Origin of the sequence: Parvularcula dongshanensis, from assembly GCF_014199615.1 — a bacterium.
GTDB classification, from domain to species: domain Bacteria; phylum Pseudomonadota; class Alphaproteobacteria; order Caulobacterales; family Parvularculaceae; genus Parvularcula; species Parvularcula dongshanensis.
On sequence record NZ_JACHOB010000003.1, the window covers coordinates 212,194 to 228,181 of the forward strand.

Genomic DNA, 15,988 nt, shown 5'->3' on the forward strand with positions numbered 1-15,988 from the left:
AGTCCCGCCGGTCAGCCCGGCTTCCGGCCCTTCAGCACGGCGTAGTGAGTCCAAAGGACGTGCGCCGCGACGCCGCGCCACGGGGCGTAGCGGCGGTCGGCCTCCGCGTCGAAGTCGCGCTGCGCGGGCTTCGCCGCGAAGCCGCTGGCGGCGGCGTAGCTCGCGAGCAGCGCGACGTCGCTCTTCGGCCAGACATCGAGCCTGCCGTCGCAGAACAGAAGGTAGATGGCCGCCGTCCAGGGGCCGACGCCGGGGACGGCGACCAGGTGCCTGGCCGCGTCCTCGTCGGAGAGCGCGCCGAGCCCTTCGAGGTCGAGCGTACCCTCCGCGACCGCGTCGGCGGCGGCACGAAGGTAGCGGATCTTCGGCCTCGACAGGCCGCAGCCGCGCAAGGCGTCGTCCGAGGCGGCGAGGACGACGCTCGGCGTCGGCTCGCCCAGCTTCGCGTGGCAGCGGGCGAGGATCGCCCGAGCGCTCGGCACGGAGAGCTGCTGCTCGGTTATGATGCGGAAGAGGCCCGGATAGCCCGGCGTCCGGCGCCGGACGACCGGCGGCCCCGCCCGGTCCAGCGCGCGAGCGAGGACGGGGTCCGCCTCGCGCAGGTAGGTCAGCGCCTCGTCGGGCGCCGTGACGTAGGACGTCTCGCTCAGAAGGCGTAGCGGTCGAAGAGGACGTTCGTGTTCCCCCCGGCGCCCTCGTAGTCGGCGAGGAGGTTGCAGGCGAAGCTGTTCCCCGTCCGCGCGATCTCGTGGAGCGGCGCGAGGAATCCGGACTCGTCATTGCCGGAGGCATCGAGCTTGCCGCGCCGTTTCAGCCCCTCGCTCGCGATGCCGAGGACGTCCTTGGCCACGTCCTGAAGCGTCTCGCCGCCGATCTCGGCCTGAAGGCCATGCTGGGCCGCATCGCCGCGGAGCTGGCGCAACTCGTCCACGGTCCAGTGCGCCACCCGCTCCGACGCCGCGCCGAGCGCGTGCTCGTCGTAGAGGAGGCCCACCCAGAAGGCCGGCAGCGCGCAGATGCGGCCCCAACTGCCCGAGTCCGCGCCGCGCATCTCGAGGAACGTCTTCAGCCGCACCTCGGGGAAGGCGGTCGAGAGGTGGTCCTGCCAGTCGAGGATGGTCGGCTTCATGCCCGGCGCGGCCGGCAACTCTCCCCGGAGGAAGTCGCGGAAGGACTGGCCCGTCGCGTCCATGTACCGCCCGTTCCGCCAGACGAAGTACATCGGCACGTCGAGCATGTACTGCGTGTACCGCTCGAAGCCGAAGCTCTCGTCGAAGACGAAGTCCAGCATGCCGGTGCGCGCGGCGTCCGTGTCCGTCCAAATGTGCGCGCGCCAAGAGCGGTAGCCGTTGGGCTTCCCTTCGGTCAGGGGCGAGTTCGCGAAGAGCGCGGTCGCGAGCGGCTGCAGCGCGAGCGAGGTGCGGAACTTGTTCGCCATGTCGGCTTCGGTCGAGAAGTCGAGGTTCACCTGCACGGTCGCGGTCCGGTGCATCATGTCGAGGCCGAGGGAGCCGACCTTCGGCATGTAGGCGCGCATGATGCCGTAGCGGCCCTTGGGCACCTTCGGCATGTCGTCGCGCGTCCAGTTCGGGGCCGCGCCGAGGCCGATGAAGCCGACCTCGAGCGGCTTCGAGATCGCCTTCACCTCGGCGAGGTGACGATGAACCTCGCCGCAGGTCTGATGGATGGTCTCGAGCGGCGCGCCCGACAGCTCGAACTGCCCGCCCGGCTCGAGCGTGATGGAGGCGCCGTCCTTCTTGAGCGCGACGAGAACGCCGTCCTCCTCCAGCGGTTGCCAGCCGAATTCGGAGGCGAGGCCGCGCAGGACCGCCTGGATCGAGCGTTCGCCCGCGAAGGGAAGGGGGGCGTAGGAATCCCACAGGAAGCCGAACTTCTCGTGCTCGGTGCCGATGCGCCACTGGTCCGGCGGCTTGCATCCCGAGGCGAGGTAGTCGGTCAGCTCGGAGACGTCTTCGATCTCCGGCAGGTCGCCCCGCGTGCTGGCGTCGAGCTGTGTCATCGCGAGGTCTCCCTCAACCGTAGGCAGAAGAGCAGGGCGGGCCGCAGAGGGGAAAGCGGGACGAACCGCGAGCGGGAAGGCGTCATGTGCCCGCAGGTAAGGCGATGTGGCGCTCGGGCCAAGGAAAAGAGTCGTCTAAACCGCGCGGCAAGGCGAAGGGGGGTAAGGCGGCGCGGGGGCGAACGCTGGCCTATCGCCAGCAGGACGGGCATAGCGGCCCCCGGTCGGTCCGGAGGCAGGCTTGGACGTCGGCATCATCATCCTCGCGATCTCGGCCCTCTGCGTCGGGGCGATCCTGGCCGGCGCCGCCGGCCAGAAGATCGACGCACCGATCCTGCTCGTCTTCTTGCTGGCAGGCATGCTCGCGGGCCGCGAAGGGCCGGGCGGCATCTCCTTCGACGCTTCGCAGGGCGTGCTCGTATGGGGGTCTGCGGCGCTCGCCGCGATCCTGTTCGAGGGCGGCTTGCGAACGGAAGCCTCGGCCTTTCGCCTCGGCACGAAGCCGGGCCTGTCGCTCGCCCTGATCGGAACGATCGCGACCGCCTTCCTGGTAACGCCCTTCGCCCGCCAGGCCTTCGGCCTCGACTGGTCCGCGGCGCTCCTGTTCGGCGCGATCGTCAGCTCGACCGACGCCGCCGCCGTCTTCGCGCTCGCGGCCTCCGGGCTGAAGATGCCGAAGCGGATCGTGGCGGCGCTGGAGGTCGAGTCCGGCTTCAACGACCCGATCGCTATCCTGCTGGTCGTCGGCCTGTCCATCTCGATCGCGACGGAGCCGCTCAGCGCCGGGGCCTGGGCCTTCACCCTCCTCGCCAAGCTCGTCGTGGGCGCCCTGGTCGGCGGCGCGACGGGGATCGCCGTCCCCAGAATCCTTCAGCGCCTCGCCCTGCCCAGCGGCCTGATATCGATCCTGACGGCGGGCTTCGGCTTCATGGCCTTCGGCGCCGCCGAGGTTCTCGGCGGCAGCGGGTTCCTCGCCATCTACCTCGCCGGTCTGACGATCTCCACGGTCGCACCGAAGCAGGCGGAGCGGGTCGGCGGGGTCATGGACGGCATCGCCTGGCTCGCCCAGACGGGGTTGTTCCTGCTCCTCGGTCTTCTCGTCACGCCGTCGCACCTCGCGACCGTCGCCGCTCCAGCGCTCGGCGTGGCGCTGGCCTTGATCTTCGTCGCGAGGCCGCTCGCGGTCGCGGGCGCGCTGGCGCCCTTCGGCTTTCGCCAGCGGGAGGTCGGCTTCGTCGCCTGGGTCGGCCTTCGCGGGGCGACGCCCGTCTATCTGGGCTTGCTCCCCGCCGCCCTCGGCGTGCCGAACGGCAACCTCTACCTGAGCGCCGCGGCGGTCGTCGTGCTCATCTCCCTCGTCATCCAGGGCTGGACCGCACCGGTCGTCGGCCAGGCCCTGCGCCTGTCCGACGAGGAAGAGCGCTCGCCGATGAGCCGCGGCGGGGCGCTCGCGCGGATCGCCGCAGCGGCAGCCTCCATCGCGGTGGGCGGCTGGTTCGCCGTCGCGCTGCAACCGCCGGCGGCGCCGTCCCTGGTCACGGTGTCGACGCAGGAAGAGCTTCGCACCGCGCTGAGCGACCGGACCCGCGTGCCCGCCACCTTCCCGCCGGGCTTCGCCGAGCGGCCGCTCGAGGAACGGCGCGCCCTGTTCATCGACACGATCACCACGGTCGTCGAGGCGTCCAACGCGCGCATCCGGTCCGACCGCGCGCGGTTGGAGGCGCTCGCCGAGGCGGAGGAGACGCGCGGACGCCTGACGCTGGAGGAGGAAGCGACGGTGTCGGCGATCGCGCGGCGTTACGGCCTGCGCTTCGCGGAGCCCGCTGTCCTTCTCGGCCGGATCGACATCGTCCCGCCGCGCCTGGCCGCGGCGCAGGCCGCCCTGTCCACGGGCTGGGGCGGCTCTGCGAGCGCCGTCGAGAAGAACGCGGTCTTCGGCCTCGACCTGAAGGACGGCTACCCCAACCTCCTCGCCGCGGCGCGGGCGCTCACCCGGCTCTACGCCAGCCACGAGCAGTTCGAGGACTTCCGCAGCGTCCGCGCGCAGACGCGCGTCGACGGCGAGGAGCCGAGCGCCAGCGCGCTCGCGCCTTACGTCGGGCCCTTCGCGAGCGACAGCCAGGCCTATGTCGAGTCCGTCCGCTCGATCGTCGAGAGCGCCGTCTTCGACGAGGTGGAACCAACGGCGGAAGTGGCCGCGCCGCCGGAGCTCTAGCGCTCCTGGATACTTGCGCTAGACGGCCAGGATGCGGACCGCCGACTTCGACTTCGACCTGCCCGAGGACAGGATCGCCCTTCGCCCGGCCGAGCGCAGGGACGCTTCGCGCCTGCTGCACGTGCGGGGCGGGGGCTTCGGCGACCGGCGCTTCGCCGAGCTGCCCGAAATCCTGCGCCCCGGCGACCTCCTCGTCCTCAACGACACCAAGGTGCTGCCCGCGGCGCTGCGCGGCATCCGGCCCGCGCGGCCGGAGGGCGGGGGCGGGGACGTCGCGGTCGAGGCGAACCTGCTCGCGCCGGTGGGCGAGGGGGTCTGGCGCGCGCTGGCGCGGCCCGGAAAGCGGTTGCGCGACGGCGACCGGATCGACTTCGGCGCGGGGCTTTCGGGGACGGTCCTGTCTCGCGATGGCGGGGAAGTCAGCCTGCGGCTCGACGCGGAGGGCGACCTCGATGCGGCGCTGCGCGCGGCGGGGCACATGCCGCTGCCGCCCTACATCGCGCGTCGCCGCCCCGCGGACGACGAGGACCGCGAGCGGTACCAGACCGTCTTCGCCCAGGCCGAGGGCTCCGTCGCGGCGCCGACCGCCGGGCTGCACTTCACGCCCGAAGTGCTGGCGACCTGCGAGGCGCGCGGCATCGGGGCGGTCCACGTCACGCTCCACGTCGGGGCGGGCACCTTCCTGCCGGTGAGCGCGGAGGAGACGTCGGACCACAAGATGCACGCCGAGTGGGGACACGTCTCCGAGGAGGCCGCCGCCGCCATGCGCGAGGCGAAGGCGCGGGGTGGGCGGATCGTCTGCGTAGGCACGACCGCACTCAGGCTGACCGAGACGGCGGCCGCTTCGGGCGAAGTCCGCGCGTTCTTAGGCGAGACAGACATCTTCATCACGCCGGGCTACGACTTTCGCGCCTGCGACGTCCTCCTCACCAACTTCCACCTGCCGCGCTCGACACTATTCATGCTGGTCTGCGCGTTCAGCGGGACGGACACGATGAAGGCCGCCTACGCGCACGCGGTCGAGGCGGGGTACCGCTTCTACTCCTACGGCGATGCGTGCCTCCTGGAGCGCGAATGACACCCTTCACCTTAGAGCTGACGCACACGGACGGCGCCGCCCGTCGCGGCCGCATCACCACGTCTCGCGGCCCCATCGACACGCCCGCCTTCATGCCGGTCGGCACGGCGGGCACGGTCAAGGCGATGCAGTTCCGCGACGTGAAGCAGACGGGCGCGCAGGTCGTGCTCGGCAACACCTATCACCTGATGCTGCGCCCGACGGCGGAGCGGGTGGACCGCTTCGGCGGGCTTCACCGCTTCATGGGATGGGACGGGCCGATCTTAACTGACTCCGGCGGCTTCCAGGTCATGTCGCTGACGGACATCCGCAAGCTGACCGAAGAGGGCGTCGAGTTCGCGAGCCACATCGACGGCTCGCGCCACATGCTGACGCCGGAGCGTTCGATCGAGGTCCAGTGCCTCCTGCACTCCGACATCCAGATGCAGCTCGACGAGTGCCCGCCCTTTCCCATCGAGGAGGCGGCTTCGCGCGAGAGCATGGAGATGTCGGTGCGCTGGGCGAAGCGGTCCAAGGCCGCCTTCGAGCGCATGGCGGGCGGACACCAGGCGCTCTTCGGCATCGTGCAGGGCTCGGTCTTCCCGGACCAGCGGGCGGCCTCGGTGCGGGCGCTGACCGACATCGGGTTTCACGGCTACTCCGTCGGCGGGCTCGCGGTCGGGGAGGGACGCGAGGCGATGCTGCGCGTGCTCGACGCGACGTGCCCGCTCCTGCCTGAGGACAAGCCGCACTACCTGATGGGCGTCGGAAAGCCGCTCGACATCCTTGGCGCCGTCGAACGGGGCATCGACATGTTCGACTGCGTCCTGCCGACGAGAGCCGGGCGGCACGGTCAGGCTTGGACATGGGACGGCCCGATCAACCTCAAGAACGCCCGCTTCGCCGACGACGAGGCGCCGCTCGATGCGACCTCGGACTGTCCGGCGAGCCGCGACTACTCGAAGGCGTATCTCCACCACCTCTTCCGGGCGGGCGAGTACCTCGCGGCGACGCTCCTCACCTGGCACAACCTCGCCTTCTACCAGGCGCTGATGCGCGCCATGCGCGACGCGATCGAGGCGGGGGCGTTCGCAGAGTTCGCCGCCGCGTTCAGGGCGCGACACCAAGAACGCGCAGGTGGGCAAGGGGCCGGTTGACGGCCCGCGCGCACGCCTCTACCTCCCGCCTTGCGTGGGCCCGTAGCTCAGTTGGTAGAGCAGCTGACTTTTAATCAGCGGGTCACAGGTTCGATCCCTGTCGGGCTCACCATCCCATTCCCGAGGTTCGGACGGCTCAGTCGCTTCTGCTGCCGTCCGCCTCTTGGGTCTGTCCCATCAGCTGCCGCACGAAGTAGGCGTATTCGAGCGCCGTTCGCATGGCGAGCTGCTCTTGGTTGGCCGTGCCCCCGTGCCCGCCCTCGATGTTCTCGTAGTAGAGGAAGTCGTCGCCGAAGCTCTCGAGCTTCGCGGCCAGCTTGCGCGCGTGGCCGGGGTGGACGCGGTCGTCCTTGGTCGAGGTGTAGATGAAGGGGACGGGGTAGTCCGCGTCGGCCGACAGGTTCTGGTAGGGCGAGTAGGCGCCGATGAACGCCCGCTCTTCGGGGATGTCGGGGTCGCCGTACTCTCCGACCCAGGACGCGCCCGCGAGGAGCTTGTCGTAGCGGAACATGTCGATCAGCGGCACGCCGATATCGAGCGCGGCGTATAGGTCCGGCCGCTGCGTCAGCATCGCGCCCATGAGGAGCCCGCCGTTCGACCGGCCGATCGCGCCGAGCTTGCCCGGCGTCGTCACGCCGTCCGCGATCAGGTCCTCCGAGATCGCGATGAAATCGTCGAACGCCCGCTGGCGGTTCTCCTTCAGCGCCGCCTCGTGCCAGGCGGGCCCGAACTCGCCGCCGCCGCGAATGTTCGAGAGGACGAGCACGCCGCCGCGCGACACCCACATCTTGCCGGCGAGCGCGCCGTTCTGCGGCCGGGCCGGGTCGTCGTAGTAGACAGGCAGGATCGGGATCAGGAAGCCGCCATAACCGTACTGGATCGTCGGCGCGTCGCCTGCCTCCAGCACGTCGCGCTTGCCCATGACGAAGTAGGGGACGCGCGTGCCGTCCGCGCTCTCCGCCTCGCGCTGCTCCACGACGACATCGGACGCATCGTAGAAGGCGGGCAGGGCCATGACCTCGGCCATGCCGCTGCCCGCGTCGTAGTGATAGAGCGTGTCGGGCTGCGTCAGGCTCTCGAAGGACAAAAAGAGGTCCGGCCGGTCGCCGTCCGCCGCCGCGATCGAGACGACGCCGTTCTCGGGCAGCGCCAGCGTCTCCGCTGTCCAGCCGTCCGGCCCGGGCGTCAGGCGGATCGCCTCGCCCGCCACGTCGTCCAAGAGCTCGACGTAGAGCGCGTCCGAGGTCGCCGCCGCCCGCTGCACCGCCTGCCGGTCATTGGGCGAGAAGACGGCCTCCGCCGTCATGTCTTCGAGCGACAGGGCGACCAGGTCACCCTGCGCGTACGCCGTGCCCTGATAGGACCAGTCCTCGCGCAGAAGGACGATCAGCTTGCCGTCCACGATGTCCTCGAAGTCCGCCCGCTTCGGAATCGGCAGCTTCGTCAGGCCGTCTTCGCCCTGATAGAAGAGGACGTCCTCGAAGAACGTCTCGGCGCGCAGGACGAAGGCGTATGTCCGGCCGCCCCGATGCACCGTGATGCCGGCGGCGCGAACGTCCTTAGGCTGGCCCTCGAACACGGGCACCGCTTCGCCGAGCGGCGTGCCGCGCCGCCACCGCTTCACGACGAAGGGGTAGCCCGACTCGGTCATCGTGCCGTCGCCCCAATCGGTCGCGACGAGCAGCGTGTCCTCGTCCACCCAGGCTGCGTCCTGTTTCGCCTCCGGCAGCACGAAGCCGCCCTCCACGAACGCCTTCGTCTCGACCGAGAACTCGCGCGCCACGTCGGCGTCCGAGCCGCCATGGCTGAGGGAGACGAGGCAGCGGTCGCTGGCGGGGGCGCAGCTCGCGCCGTGCCAGACCCAGTCCTCGCCCTCCGCCTCGCGCAGCGCGTCGACATCGAGGAGGATTTCCCACTCAGGCGCGCCGCCCGCATAGGCCTCGATGGACGAACGCCGCCACAGGCCTTGGACATGCGCCTCGTCCTGCCAGAAGTTGTAGACGTACTCGCCCCTGATCTCGGGCGCGGGGATCCGCGCGTCCGAGGTCAGGACCGCCAGCGCCTCGTCGTAGAGGTCGTCATAGGCCGGCACCGCCTCGAGGACCGGAAGGGAGCGCTCGTTCCAGGCGCGAACCTTCTCGAGCGTCCGCTCCCCTTCGACGTCCTCGAGCCACGAGAAGGGATCGGCCCGATCGTAGCCCGCACCTTCGGCGCCAGGAGTCTCCTGCGCGGCGGCGGTGCCGGTCAGAAGCGCCGCCGCAGCGGCCGTGAGGAGTAGCGATCGCATGGCGAACCTCGCAGAGCTTGCCGATGTGCTTGGGCGGGGGCGCGGCGGCCTGCAAGCTGCGTGCTGCTGTTCGGCCGAACGCGAAGCGCGCTAGGGCGGCGCGGACGCAACCCCGAGGCCCCTGCTTGCCGCATCGTTCGCTCTTCTTCCTTCTCGTCGTTCTCGGCGCGCTCATGCGTCCCGCCGCGGCGGCGGAGGTGCGGGTGGCCGTCGCCGGCAACTTCGTCCCGGCAATGGAGGCGCTCGAAGCCGCCTTCGAAGCCGAGACCGGCCACGAGGTCACGCTGGCGGCGGGATCGACGGGCAAGCTCTACGCGCAGATCGTGCACGGCGCGCCGTTCGACGTCTTCCTCGCCGCCGACGAGGATCGGCCCGCCAGGCTGGAGGCGGGGGGGATGACCGTACCGGGGTCGCGCTTCACCTACGCCGTGGGGCGGATCGTGCTCTGGGCACCGGACGGCGCCGCGAACGAAGAGCGGCTAAAGGCGGGAGACTTCCGCAGGCTGGCCGTCGCGAACCCCTCCCTCGCGCCCTACGGCGCGGCGGCGATGCAGGTGATCGGCGCCGTCGGCGTCGAAGAAGCGCTCGCGCCGAAGCTCGTCCTCGGCGAGGATGTGGGGCAGGCCTTCGCCTTCGTGCGGACGGGCAATGCGGAGCTCGGCTTCGTCGCGCTGTCCCAGATCCTCGCTCTGCCCGAGGAAGAACGGGGCGGGTGGTGGACCCCGGCGCAAGCGCTCTACACGCCCGTTCGTCAGGATGCGGCGCTCCTTCGGCGCGGGGCGGAGAACGAGGCGGCAACCGCGTTCCTCGATTTCCTGCGCAGCGCGGCGGGACGCGCGGTCCTCGAACGCTACGGCTACGGCGACGGGGCGGAATGAGCGGCGCCGACGCCGCCGCGCTCTGGCTCACCGTGCGGTTGGCCCTCGTGGTGACGGCGATCCTGCTCGCCCTCGGCACGCCGCTCGGCTGGTGGCTCGCACGGACGCGGTCGCGGGCAAGGCCCTTCGTGGAAGCGGTCGTCGCGCTGCCGCTCGTCCTGCCGCCGACCGTGCTCGGCTTCTACCTCCTGATCGGCCTCGGTCCCGCCTCGCCGATAGGAGGCGCCTGGCTGGAGCTTACGGGCGGTACGCTGACCTTCTCCTTCACGGGGCTCGTCCTCGCTTCGGTCCTCTACTCGCTGCCCTTCGCCGTGCAGCCGCTTCAAGCCGCCTTCGAGGCGGTGCCGGAGCCGCTGCTCGAGGCGGCGCAGAGCCTTCGCGCCTCGCCGCTCGACGCCTTCTGGAGCATAGCCGTGCCGCTCTCGGCGCGCGGCTTCCTGATCGCCGCGGTCCTCAGCTTCGCGCACACGATCGGCGAGTTCGGCGTCGTCCTGATGGTCGGCGGGAACATCGCCGGGGAGACGCGCGTCGTGTCGATCGCGATCTACGAGGCGGTCGAAACCCTGTCCTACGGCGATGCGCACGCGCTCTCCTTGATCCTGCTGAGCTTCTCCTTCGCGGTCCTTCTCTGCGTCGCCCTGTTCAGGCGGAGGCCCGCCCGTGCGGTCTGACGCGCTCGAGGTCGAAGCGGTCGTTCGCTACCGTGACTTCACGCTCGACGTGGCGCAGCGCTTTCCCCCGTCGGGCTGCACCGCCGTCTTCGGACCGAGCGGCAGCGGCAAGTCCACGCTTCTTCGCGCGGTCGCCGGGTTCGTGCGGCCCCAGGCGGGACGCATCGCCTTCGGCGAAGCGGTCTGGTTCGAGGCCGGCGCCGGCCGCTTCGTTCCGCCTCATCGCCGTCCGGTCGGCAGCGTATTCCAGGACGGAAGGCTGTTTCCCCACCTCAGCGTCGAGCGGAACCTCGCTTACGCGCAGAAGCGCGGGCAGAGGCGCGAGCAGGCGTTCGGCCTCGACGAGGTCGTCGAGGCGTTCGCCCTCGGCGACCTACTAAGCCGCAGCCCCGCGACCTTGTCCGGCGGGGAAGGGCGGCGCGTCGCGCTCGCCCGCACCTTGCTTTGCGGGCCGAGGCTGCTCCTACTCGACGAGCCGCTGGCAGGCCTCGACGGGGGGCGGAAGGCGGAGATCCTTCCCTATCTGGAGGCGCTCATCGCGCGCTTCGCGCTGCCCGTCCTCCTCGTCAGCCACGATGCGCGCGAGGCGGCGCTCCTCGCGGAGCGCACGGCCGTGATGAGCGGCGGCCGAATCGCGGCGTTCGGTCCGACGGCGGAGGTCCTGAGCGCGGAGGGCATAGCCGGACATGCCGGCAGCGTCCTTACGGGAACCGTCGCGGGGCACGACGAGGAAGCTTGGCTGACGACGATCGAGACCGGCGCGGGGGCGGTCTTCGTGCCTCTCGCACGGGAGCGCGCGGTGGGCGCCGCCGTCCGCCTCTACGTCGATCCGCGTAACGTCGCCCTCGCGACGGCGCCGCCGCGAGGGCTGAGCATCAGGAACGTCCTGTCGGCGCAGGTGGCATCGGTGCAGCCCGAACCCGGGACGGCCTTCGCCGAAATCGTTCTGGACGCGGCGGGCGACCCGCTCCGCTCGCAGATCACCAAGGCGGCCGCCGCCGAGCTCGCGCTCGACGAAGGGCAAGCCGTCTTCGCCCTGATCAAGAGCGCCAGCTTCGACGATTAGACCGGGACGCGGATCGCGGGCTTCACCTCGGCGTCGTAGAGCTTCCGCAGCTCGTCATGCACTTCCGGCGACAGCGCCGGCATCTCCGAGGCGGCGGCGTTGGCGCGGGCCTGAGCGGGCTTGGACGCGCCGGCGATGACCGAGCTGACGGCGTCGTGGTCCAGGCACCAGCGGATCGCGACCTGGGCGAGGGAGCCGTCGTGATCGGGCAGCGCGGCCTGTACCTTGTCGACGAGATCCAAGCCGGTATCGAAGGGGATGCCGGAGAAGGTCTCTCCGACGGAGAACGCTTCGCCGTTGCGGTTGTAGTTGCGGTGATCGGTCGGCGCGAAGTGCGTGTCGCGGCTGAACTTGCCCGTGAGAAGCCCGCTCGCCAGGGGCAGGCGGACGATGATGCCGACGTCCTGTTCCTTCGCGCGCGGCAGGAGCTCGTCGGCGGCGTCCTGGCGGAAGATGTTGAAGATGAGCTGGATGGAGGCGCAGCCGGGCTCGTCCAGGCAGACCATGCCCTCCTCGATCGTCTCGACGCTCGTTCCCCACGCCCGGACGAGGCCGTCCGCCTGCGCCTCGTTCATCACCTCGAAGAGGTCGCCGCCGCGCAGGACCTCCGGCGGGACGCAGTGGAGCTGGACGAGGTCGAGCGCGTCGACCCGCAAGCGGTCCGCCGACTGCTTGAGGTGGTCGCGAACGCCGTCCCGTCCGTAGGCGTCGGGATAGAGGTCGGCCGTGCGGCCGACCTTCGTCGCGAGGACCGGCCGGCGGGGCAGGGACGCCGCATGCTCCCCGACCAGCGCCTCGCTGCGTCCGTCGCCGTAGACGTCGGCGGTGTCGAAGAAGTCGATCCCCGCCTCGGTGGCGGCCGCGAGGACCGACTTCGCCTTCTCGTCCTCGATCGGACCGAAGTCGCCGCCGAGCTGCCAGCAGCCGAGCCCGACCTCGGAAACTTCGAAGCCCGTCTTGCCCAGTCGTCTGTGTCTCACGGCGTCCTCCAGCGTCTCAGAGCCAGGGAGCTATGCCGGAAGGGCGGACTAGGCAATTCCGGCCGTCAGTCAGCCGCCTCGATGGGGAGGCGGAACGGCGTGACGGGGCGGTCGTCCTCTTCGTAGAGGTTGACCAGCGGCACGTCGGCCCAGCCGTAGCGGACCTCCGTCGGCGACGTGCCCTCGGCGTCGAGCCTGACCTCGTCGCCGTCGAGCACCGCGGCGGCGTAGCGGCACGCGCCGTCCTCTTCGCACAGCTCGAACCCGACCGGCGCGCCGTAGCCGACGGCCCGGATCTCAGGGCCGTCGGGGAAGGTCACGACGACGTCCCCGCCGTCCATCCGCGCCGCCGCCGGCGAGCGGCCGTCCGTCGCGCCCTCTTCGCCGTAGGCGAGCCGTTCCAGCATGGTCGCGACGCGGTGGCCGACGATCTGCTTGTTGGCGGGATGGATGTCGAAGCGGTCGCCCGCGTCGATGATGACGGCGAGGCCGACGTTCTCGTCATCGAGCGCGACCTGCCGCTCCGCCTCCCGCACGCCCGCCCAGCCAGAGTCAGCAGGACCCGCAGGCAAGGCGCCGAAGCCCGGCAGCTGGACGAGGACGACGGGGAGGTCCTCGCCGAACATTCCGCGCCACTCCGCGATCATGGCGTTGAGGAGCGCTTCGTACGTGTCCGGCTTGCCGGTGTTCGATTCCCCCTGATACCAGACGCCCGCCTTGAACCGGCGCCCGTCGAGGGGCGCCATCATGCCGTTGGCGATGGTCGTCAGTCCGTGGACGGACTCCCACGGCGCGCGCGGCGGCTGGCCGACCTCCTTCGGCGCGACGTCGTAGGTCCAGCCCTCGGCGAGCGGCACCGTGCCGTTCGCCCGAAGCTGCATCGCCTCGGCCGGGCCGTGCAGGCCGCCAGGGCCCCACCGGTTGTTCACGTTGACGACGATCGTGTTCTCGCCCTCGCGCAGCACGCCTTGCGGCAGCGCGTGATCGCGTGGCGTGCTCCAGCCGAACTCGTTGGCGACGTACTCGCCGTTGATCCAGACCGAGTCGACCTCGCTGAGCGAGCCGAGCGACAGGACGGGCGCCTCGGCGGCGGCTTGCTCCGCCGTGAGGTCGGCGGTGTTGCGCAGCCAGACGACGCCGTCCGACCCCGAAAGGCGCGGGTCGCCCCACTCCCGCCAATCGCTCATCGCGGGCACGGCCTTCCACGCCGACGCGTCGTGGTCCTCGGCCCAGGGCGAGGTGTCGCCGGCAGCGTCGTGCCACCAGGCTTCCCACTGCTCGCCGAAGGTCGCGAGGCCGTCCGCCTCGTCCTTCGCATAGTCCGCGAGGAGGGCCAGCTCGTCGCCGAACTCGTCCGTCGTCTCCTTCAGCGTCTCGGCGCTGACATAGGCCTCGATCTGCGCGCCACCCCAGGAGTTGTCGATGAGGCCGAGGGGCACGTCCTCGTTCTCCTGAACCTCGCGCGCGGCGAAGTAGCAGACGGCCGAGAAGTCGCGCAGGCTCTCGGCGGAGGCGACTTTCCAAGCCGCCCCGTCGGGCAGAGCGTCGGCCGGGGCAGGGGTCGCCTCGAGCGGAACCTTCATGACGCGAATCGTCTCGCTCGTCGGCTTGGCAAGCTCGTCGTCGGCGTTGAGCGCCTTCCTGACCGGGAACTCCATGTTCGACTGGCCCGAGCAGAGCCAGACGTCGCCGACGAGAACGTCCGAGACCTCGGCATAGCCGTCGCCCGCGTCCGCGCTGAGCGTGTAGGGGCCGCCGGCGGACATGGCCGGCAGGGTGACCTCGAACCGCCCGTTCCGGTCGGCGCGCGTGCGCTGGGTCGCGTCGCCGAGCCTGACCGTGACGCGCGTACGCGGCGCCGCCGTACCGCGAATCGCGATCGGCTCGTCGCGCTGCACGACCATCGAGTCGCCGACGTCGCTGGAAAAGGACACCGAGCCGTCGTCAGCCGCGGCTTGCACGGCGATTGCTAGAAGGGCAGCGTGTAAGATCATTCGAGGCGTTTCCTGTCTCGTTGGACTCGGTGGAGGGTAGAGAGCCCGAAGAGGCTCCGCCAACCGCCGGATGCAGCGAGGTTGCCGGGCGCTCCGGCAACATGATAGCGATCACAAGTCACAAAACAGGCGAATCGGCTCGCCAAGCTAGGGTAGGAACAAGATGAGCGTCACCACCACGCCCGAGGGGGCGCAAACGCCGGAGGGGGCGCACGGCGCGCACGTCCTCGCGGCGCCGAACACTGCCTACATCATCACCATCGCGGTCATCGCCACGCTCGGCGGCTTCCTGTTCGGCTTCGACTCGGGCGTGATCAACGGCACGGTCGACGGCCTTCAGACGGCCTTCGGATCGACGACGGTCGGCACGGGCTGGTCCGTCTCCTCGATGCTGCTCGGCTCGGCCGCGGGCGCGCTCGCGGCGGGCCGCCTCGCCGATGCGTTCGGGCGGCGGGCCATGCTGATGGTGGCGGCCGTCTGCTTCATCATCTCGGCCTGGGGGTCGGGGATCGCGACCGGCGTCACCGAGTTCGTCATCTACCGCATCATCGGCGGCCTCGCCGTCGGCGCGGCGTCGGTCATGTCGCCCGCCTACATCTCCGAGATCGCGCCCGCGCGTCACCGGGGCGCGCTCGGCACGGCGCAGCAGATCGCCATCGTGACGGGCCTCTTCATCGCGTTCTTGTCGAACTTCCTCCTCGCGCGGTCGGCCGGGGGTTCCACGGCTGAGTTCGCCCTGGGCTATGAGACCTGGCGCTGGATGTTCTGGGTCGAGCTGCTGCCGGCCTTCATCTTCCTCGGCGCGCTCTTCGCGATCCCGGAGAGCCCCCGCTTCCTCGTCGCGAAGGGCAAGGCCGATAGCGCCAAAGGCGTGCTCGCCAAGCTCTTCGGCGGCGGCGCGGACGCCAAGGTCGCCGAGATCGAGCGTACGCTCGCGCGTGATCACAAGCCGCGCTTCTCCGACCTGACGAATGGCGGCAAGATCCGTCCGATCGTCTGGGTCGGCATCGGCCTCGCCGTGTTCCAGCAGCTCGTCGGCATCAACGTCATCTTCTACTACGGCGCGGTGCTGTGGCAGTCGGCCGGCTTCTCCGAGGACAGCGCGCTGCTGCAGAACGTCCTTTCGGGCGGGATCAGCATCCTGGCCGTGGTCGTCTGCCTCGCCATGATCGACCGCGTCGGGCGCAAGCCGTTCTTGTTCTGGGGTTCGATCGGCATGGTCGTCACCCTCGGCATCATGTGCTTCGCCTTCTCGACCGGCAGCCTCGGCGATGACGGCAACCTGCAGCTGTCCGGTTCCATGGGCACGGTCGCGTTGGTCGCGGGCCTCGCCTACGTCTTCGCCTTCAACCTCTCCTGGGGTCCGGTGATGTGGGTGCTCCTGGGCGAGATGTTCCCGAACCAGTTCCGCGGTTCGGCCCTGGCGGTCGCGGGACTGTCGCAATGGCTCGCGAACTTCCTCGTGACCTGGAGCTTCCCGATCTTCCTCGCGGGCATCGGCCTGGCGGGCGCCTACGGCATCTACGCCTTCTTCGCGCTCGTCTCGGTGTTCTTCGTCGCCAAGATGGTGCGCGAGACCAAGGGCATGGAACTCGAGGACATGGTCGGCTGAGGCCGTCAGCCTCTCTTCAGACGAAAGGGCGGACCTTCGGGTCCGCCCTTT

Annotated in this window: 12 protein-coding genes and 1 tRNA gene; 8 read left to right on the top strand and 5 right to left on the bottom strand. The window is 70.5% G+C overall.

Features of this window, described 5'->3' with window-relative positions; translation table 11 throughout:
* Window positions 1-11: 11 nt before the first annotated feature.
* Together GGQ59_RS08965 and GGQ59_RS08970 are read right to left on the bottom strand one after the other, a co-directional pair.
* Window positions 12-719 carry a DNA-3-methyladenine glycosylase family protein gene (locus tag GGQ59_RS08965; RefSeq protein ID WP_343074311.1) on the bottom strand — a complete coding sequence of 236 codons (708 nt, stop codon included), beginning with the start codon at window positions 717-719 and terminating at the stop codon, window positions 12-14.
* Complete coding sequence (locus GGQ59_RS08970) at window positions 647-2,020, bottom strand: glutamate--cysteine ligase (RefSeq protein ID WP_183817712.1); 1,374 nt, start codon at window positions 2,018-2,020, stop codon at window positions 647-649. Before GGQ59_RS08970 ends, GGQ59_RS08965 begins: the two co-directional genes overlap by 73 nt.
* A gap of 241 nt (window positions 2,021-2,261) precedes the next feature.
* On the opposite strand from GGQ59_RS08970, the gene GGQ59_RS08975 reads away from it, so the two are divergent.
* From GGQ59_RS08975 to GGQ59_RS08990, 4 genes are all read left to right on the top strand, one after another.
* A complete protein-coding gene (locus tag GGQ59_RS08975; protein WP_183817715.1) occupies window positions 2,262-4,235 on the top strand; it encodes a potassium/proton antiporter in 1,974 nt (657 codons plus the stop codon).
* 31 nt (window positions 4,236-4,266) lie between these two features.
* Window positions 4,267-5,313, top strand: a complete 1,047-nt coding sequence (gene queA / locus GGQ59_RS08980; RefSeq protein ID WP_183817716.1) for a tRNA preQ1(34) S-adenosylmethionine ribosyltransferase-isomerase QueA — start codon at window positions 4,267-4,269, stop codon at window positions 5,311-5,313.
* A complete protein-coding gene (gene tgt, locus GGQ59_RS08985) occupies window positions 5,310-6,449 on the top strand; it encodes a tRNA guanosine(34) transglycosylase Tgt (protein ID WP_183817718.1) in 1,140 nt (379 codons plus the stop codon). The genes queA and tgt overlap by 4 nt, the downstream gene beginning before the upstream one ends.
* A gap of 36 nt (window positions 6,450-6,485) precedes the next feature.
* A tRNA-Lys gene (locus tag GGQ59_RS08990) sits at window positions 6,486-6,561 on the top strand.
* Between the two features lie 24 nt (window positions 6,562-6,585).
* Here the strand turns inward: GGQ59_RS08990 and GGQ59_RS08995 are convergent.
* On the bottom strand, window positions 6,586-8,736 hold the full coding sequence (locus tag GGQ59_RS08995) for a prolyl oligopeptidase family serine peptidase (RefSeq protein WP_183817720.1): 2,151 nt from the start codon (window positions 8,734-8,736) through the stop codon (window positions 6,586-6,588).
* Between the two features lie 125 nt (window positions 8,737-8,861).
* Here GGQ59_RS08995 and modA point away from each other — a divergent pair, with 125 nt between their 5' ends.
* From modA to modC, 3 genes are read left to right on the top strand one after another with little or no spacing between them, the layout of a single operon-like run.
* Window positions 8,862-9,614, top strand: a complete 753-nt coding sequence (gene modA / locus GGQ59_RS09000; RefSeq protein ID WP_221400964.1) for a molybdate ABC transporter substrate-binding protein — start codon at window positions 8,862-8,864, stop codon at window positions 9,612-9,614.
* Entirely contained in the window at window positions 9,611-10,285 is a 675-nt protein-coding gene (modB, locus tag GGQ59_RS09005; RefSeq protein ID WP_183817722.1) for a molybdate ABC transporter permease subunit, read from the top strand. The genes modA and modB overlap by 4 nt, the downstream gene beginning before the upstream one ends.
* The gene (gene modC / locus GGQ59_RS09010) at window positions 10,275-11,351 is read left to right on the top strand and encodes a molybdenum ABC transporter ATP-binding protein (RefSeq protein ID WP_183817724.1); all 1,077 of its coding nucleotides are present in this window, start codon (window positions 10,275-10,277) and stop codon (window positions 11,349-11,351) included. The genes modB and modC overlap by 11 nt, the downstream gene beginning before the upstream one ends.
* Here the strand turns inward: modC and GGQ59_RS09015 are convergent.
* Window positions 11,348-12,331, bottom strand: a complete 984-nt coding sequence (locus tag GGQ59_RS09015; RefSeq protein WP_183817726.1) for an aldo/keto reductase — start codon at window positions 12,329-12,331, stop codon at window positions 11,348-11,350. The genes modC and GGQ59_RS09015 overlap by 4 nt on opposite strands.
* A gap of 65 nt (window positions 12,332-12,396) precedes the next feature.
* Window positions 12,397-14,265 (bottom strand): sialate O-acetylesterase, encoded by a 1,869-nt coding sequence (locus GGQ59_RS09020; RefSeq protein WP_183817728.1) that lies wholly within the window; start codon window positions 14,263-14,265, stop codon window positions 12,397-12,399.
* A gap of 223 nt (window positions 14,266-14,488) precedes the next feature.
* Here GGQ59_RS09020 and GGQ59_RS09025 point away from each other — a divergent pair, with 223 nt between their 5' ends.
* Window positions 14,489-15,937 carry a sugar porter family MFS transporter gene (locus tag GGQ59_RS09025; protein WP_183817730.1) on the top strand — a complete coding sequence of 483 codons (1,449 nt, stop codon included), beginning with the start codon at window positions 14,489-14,491 and terminating at the stop codon, window positions 15,935-15,937.
* The last annotated feature ends 51 nt before the right edge of the window (window positions 15,938-15,988 follow it).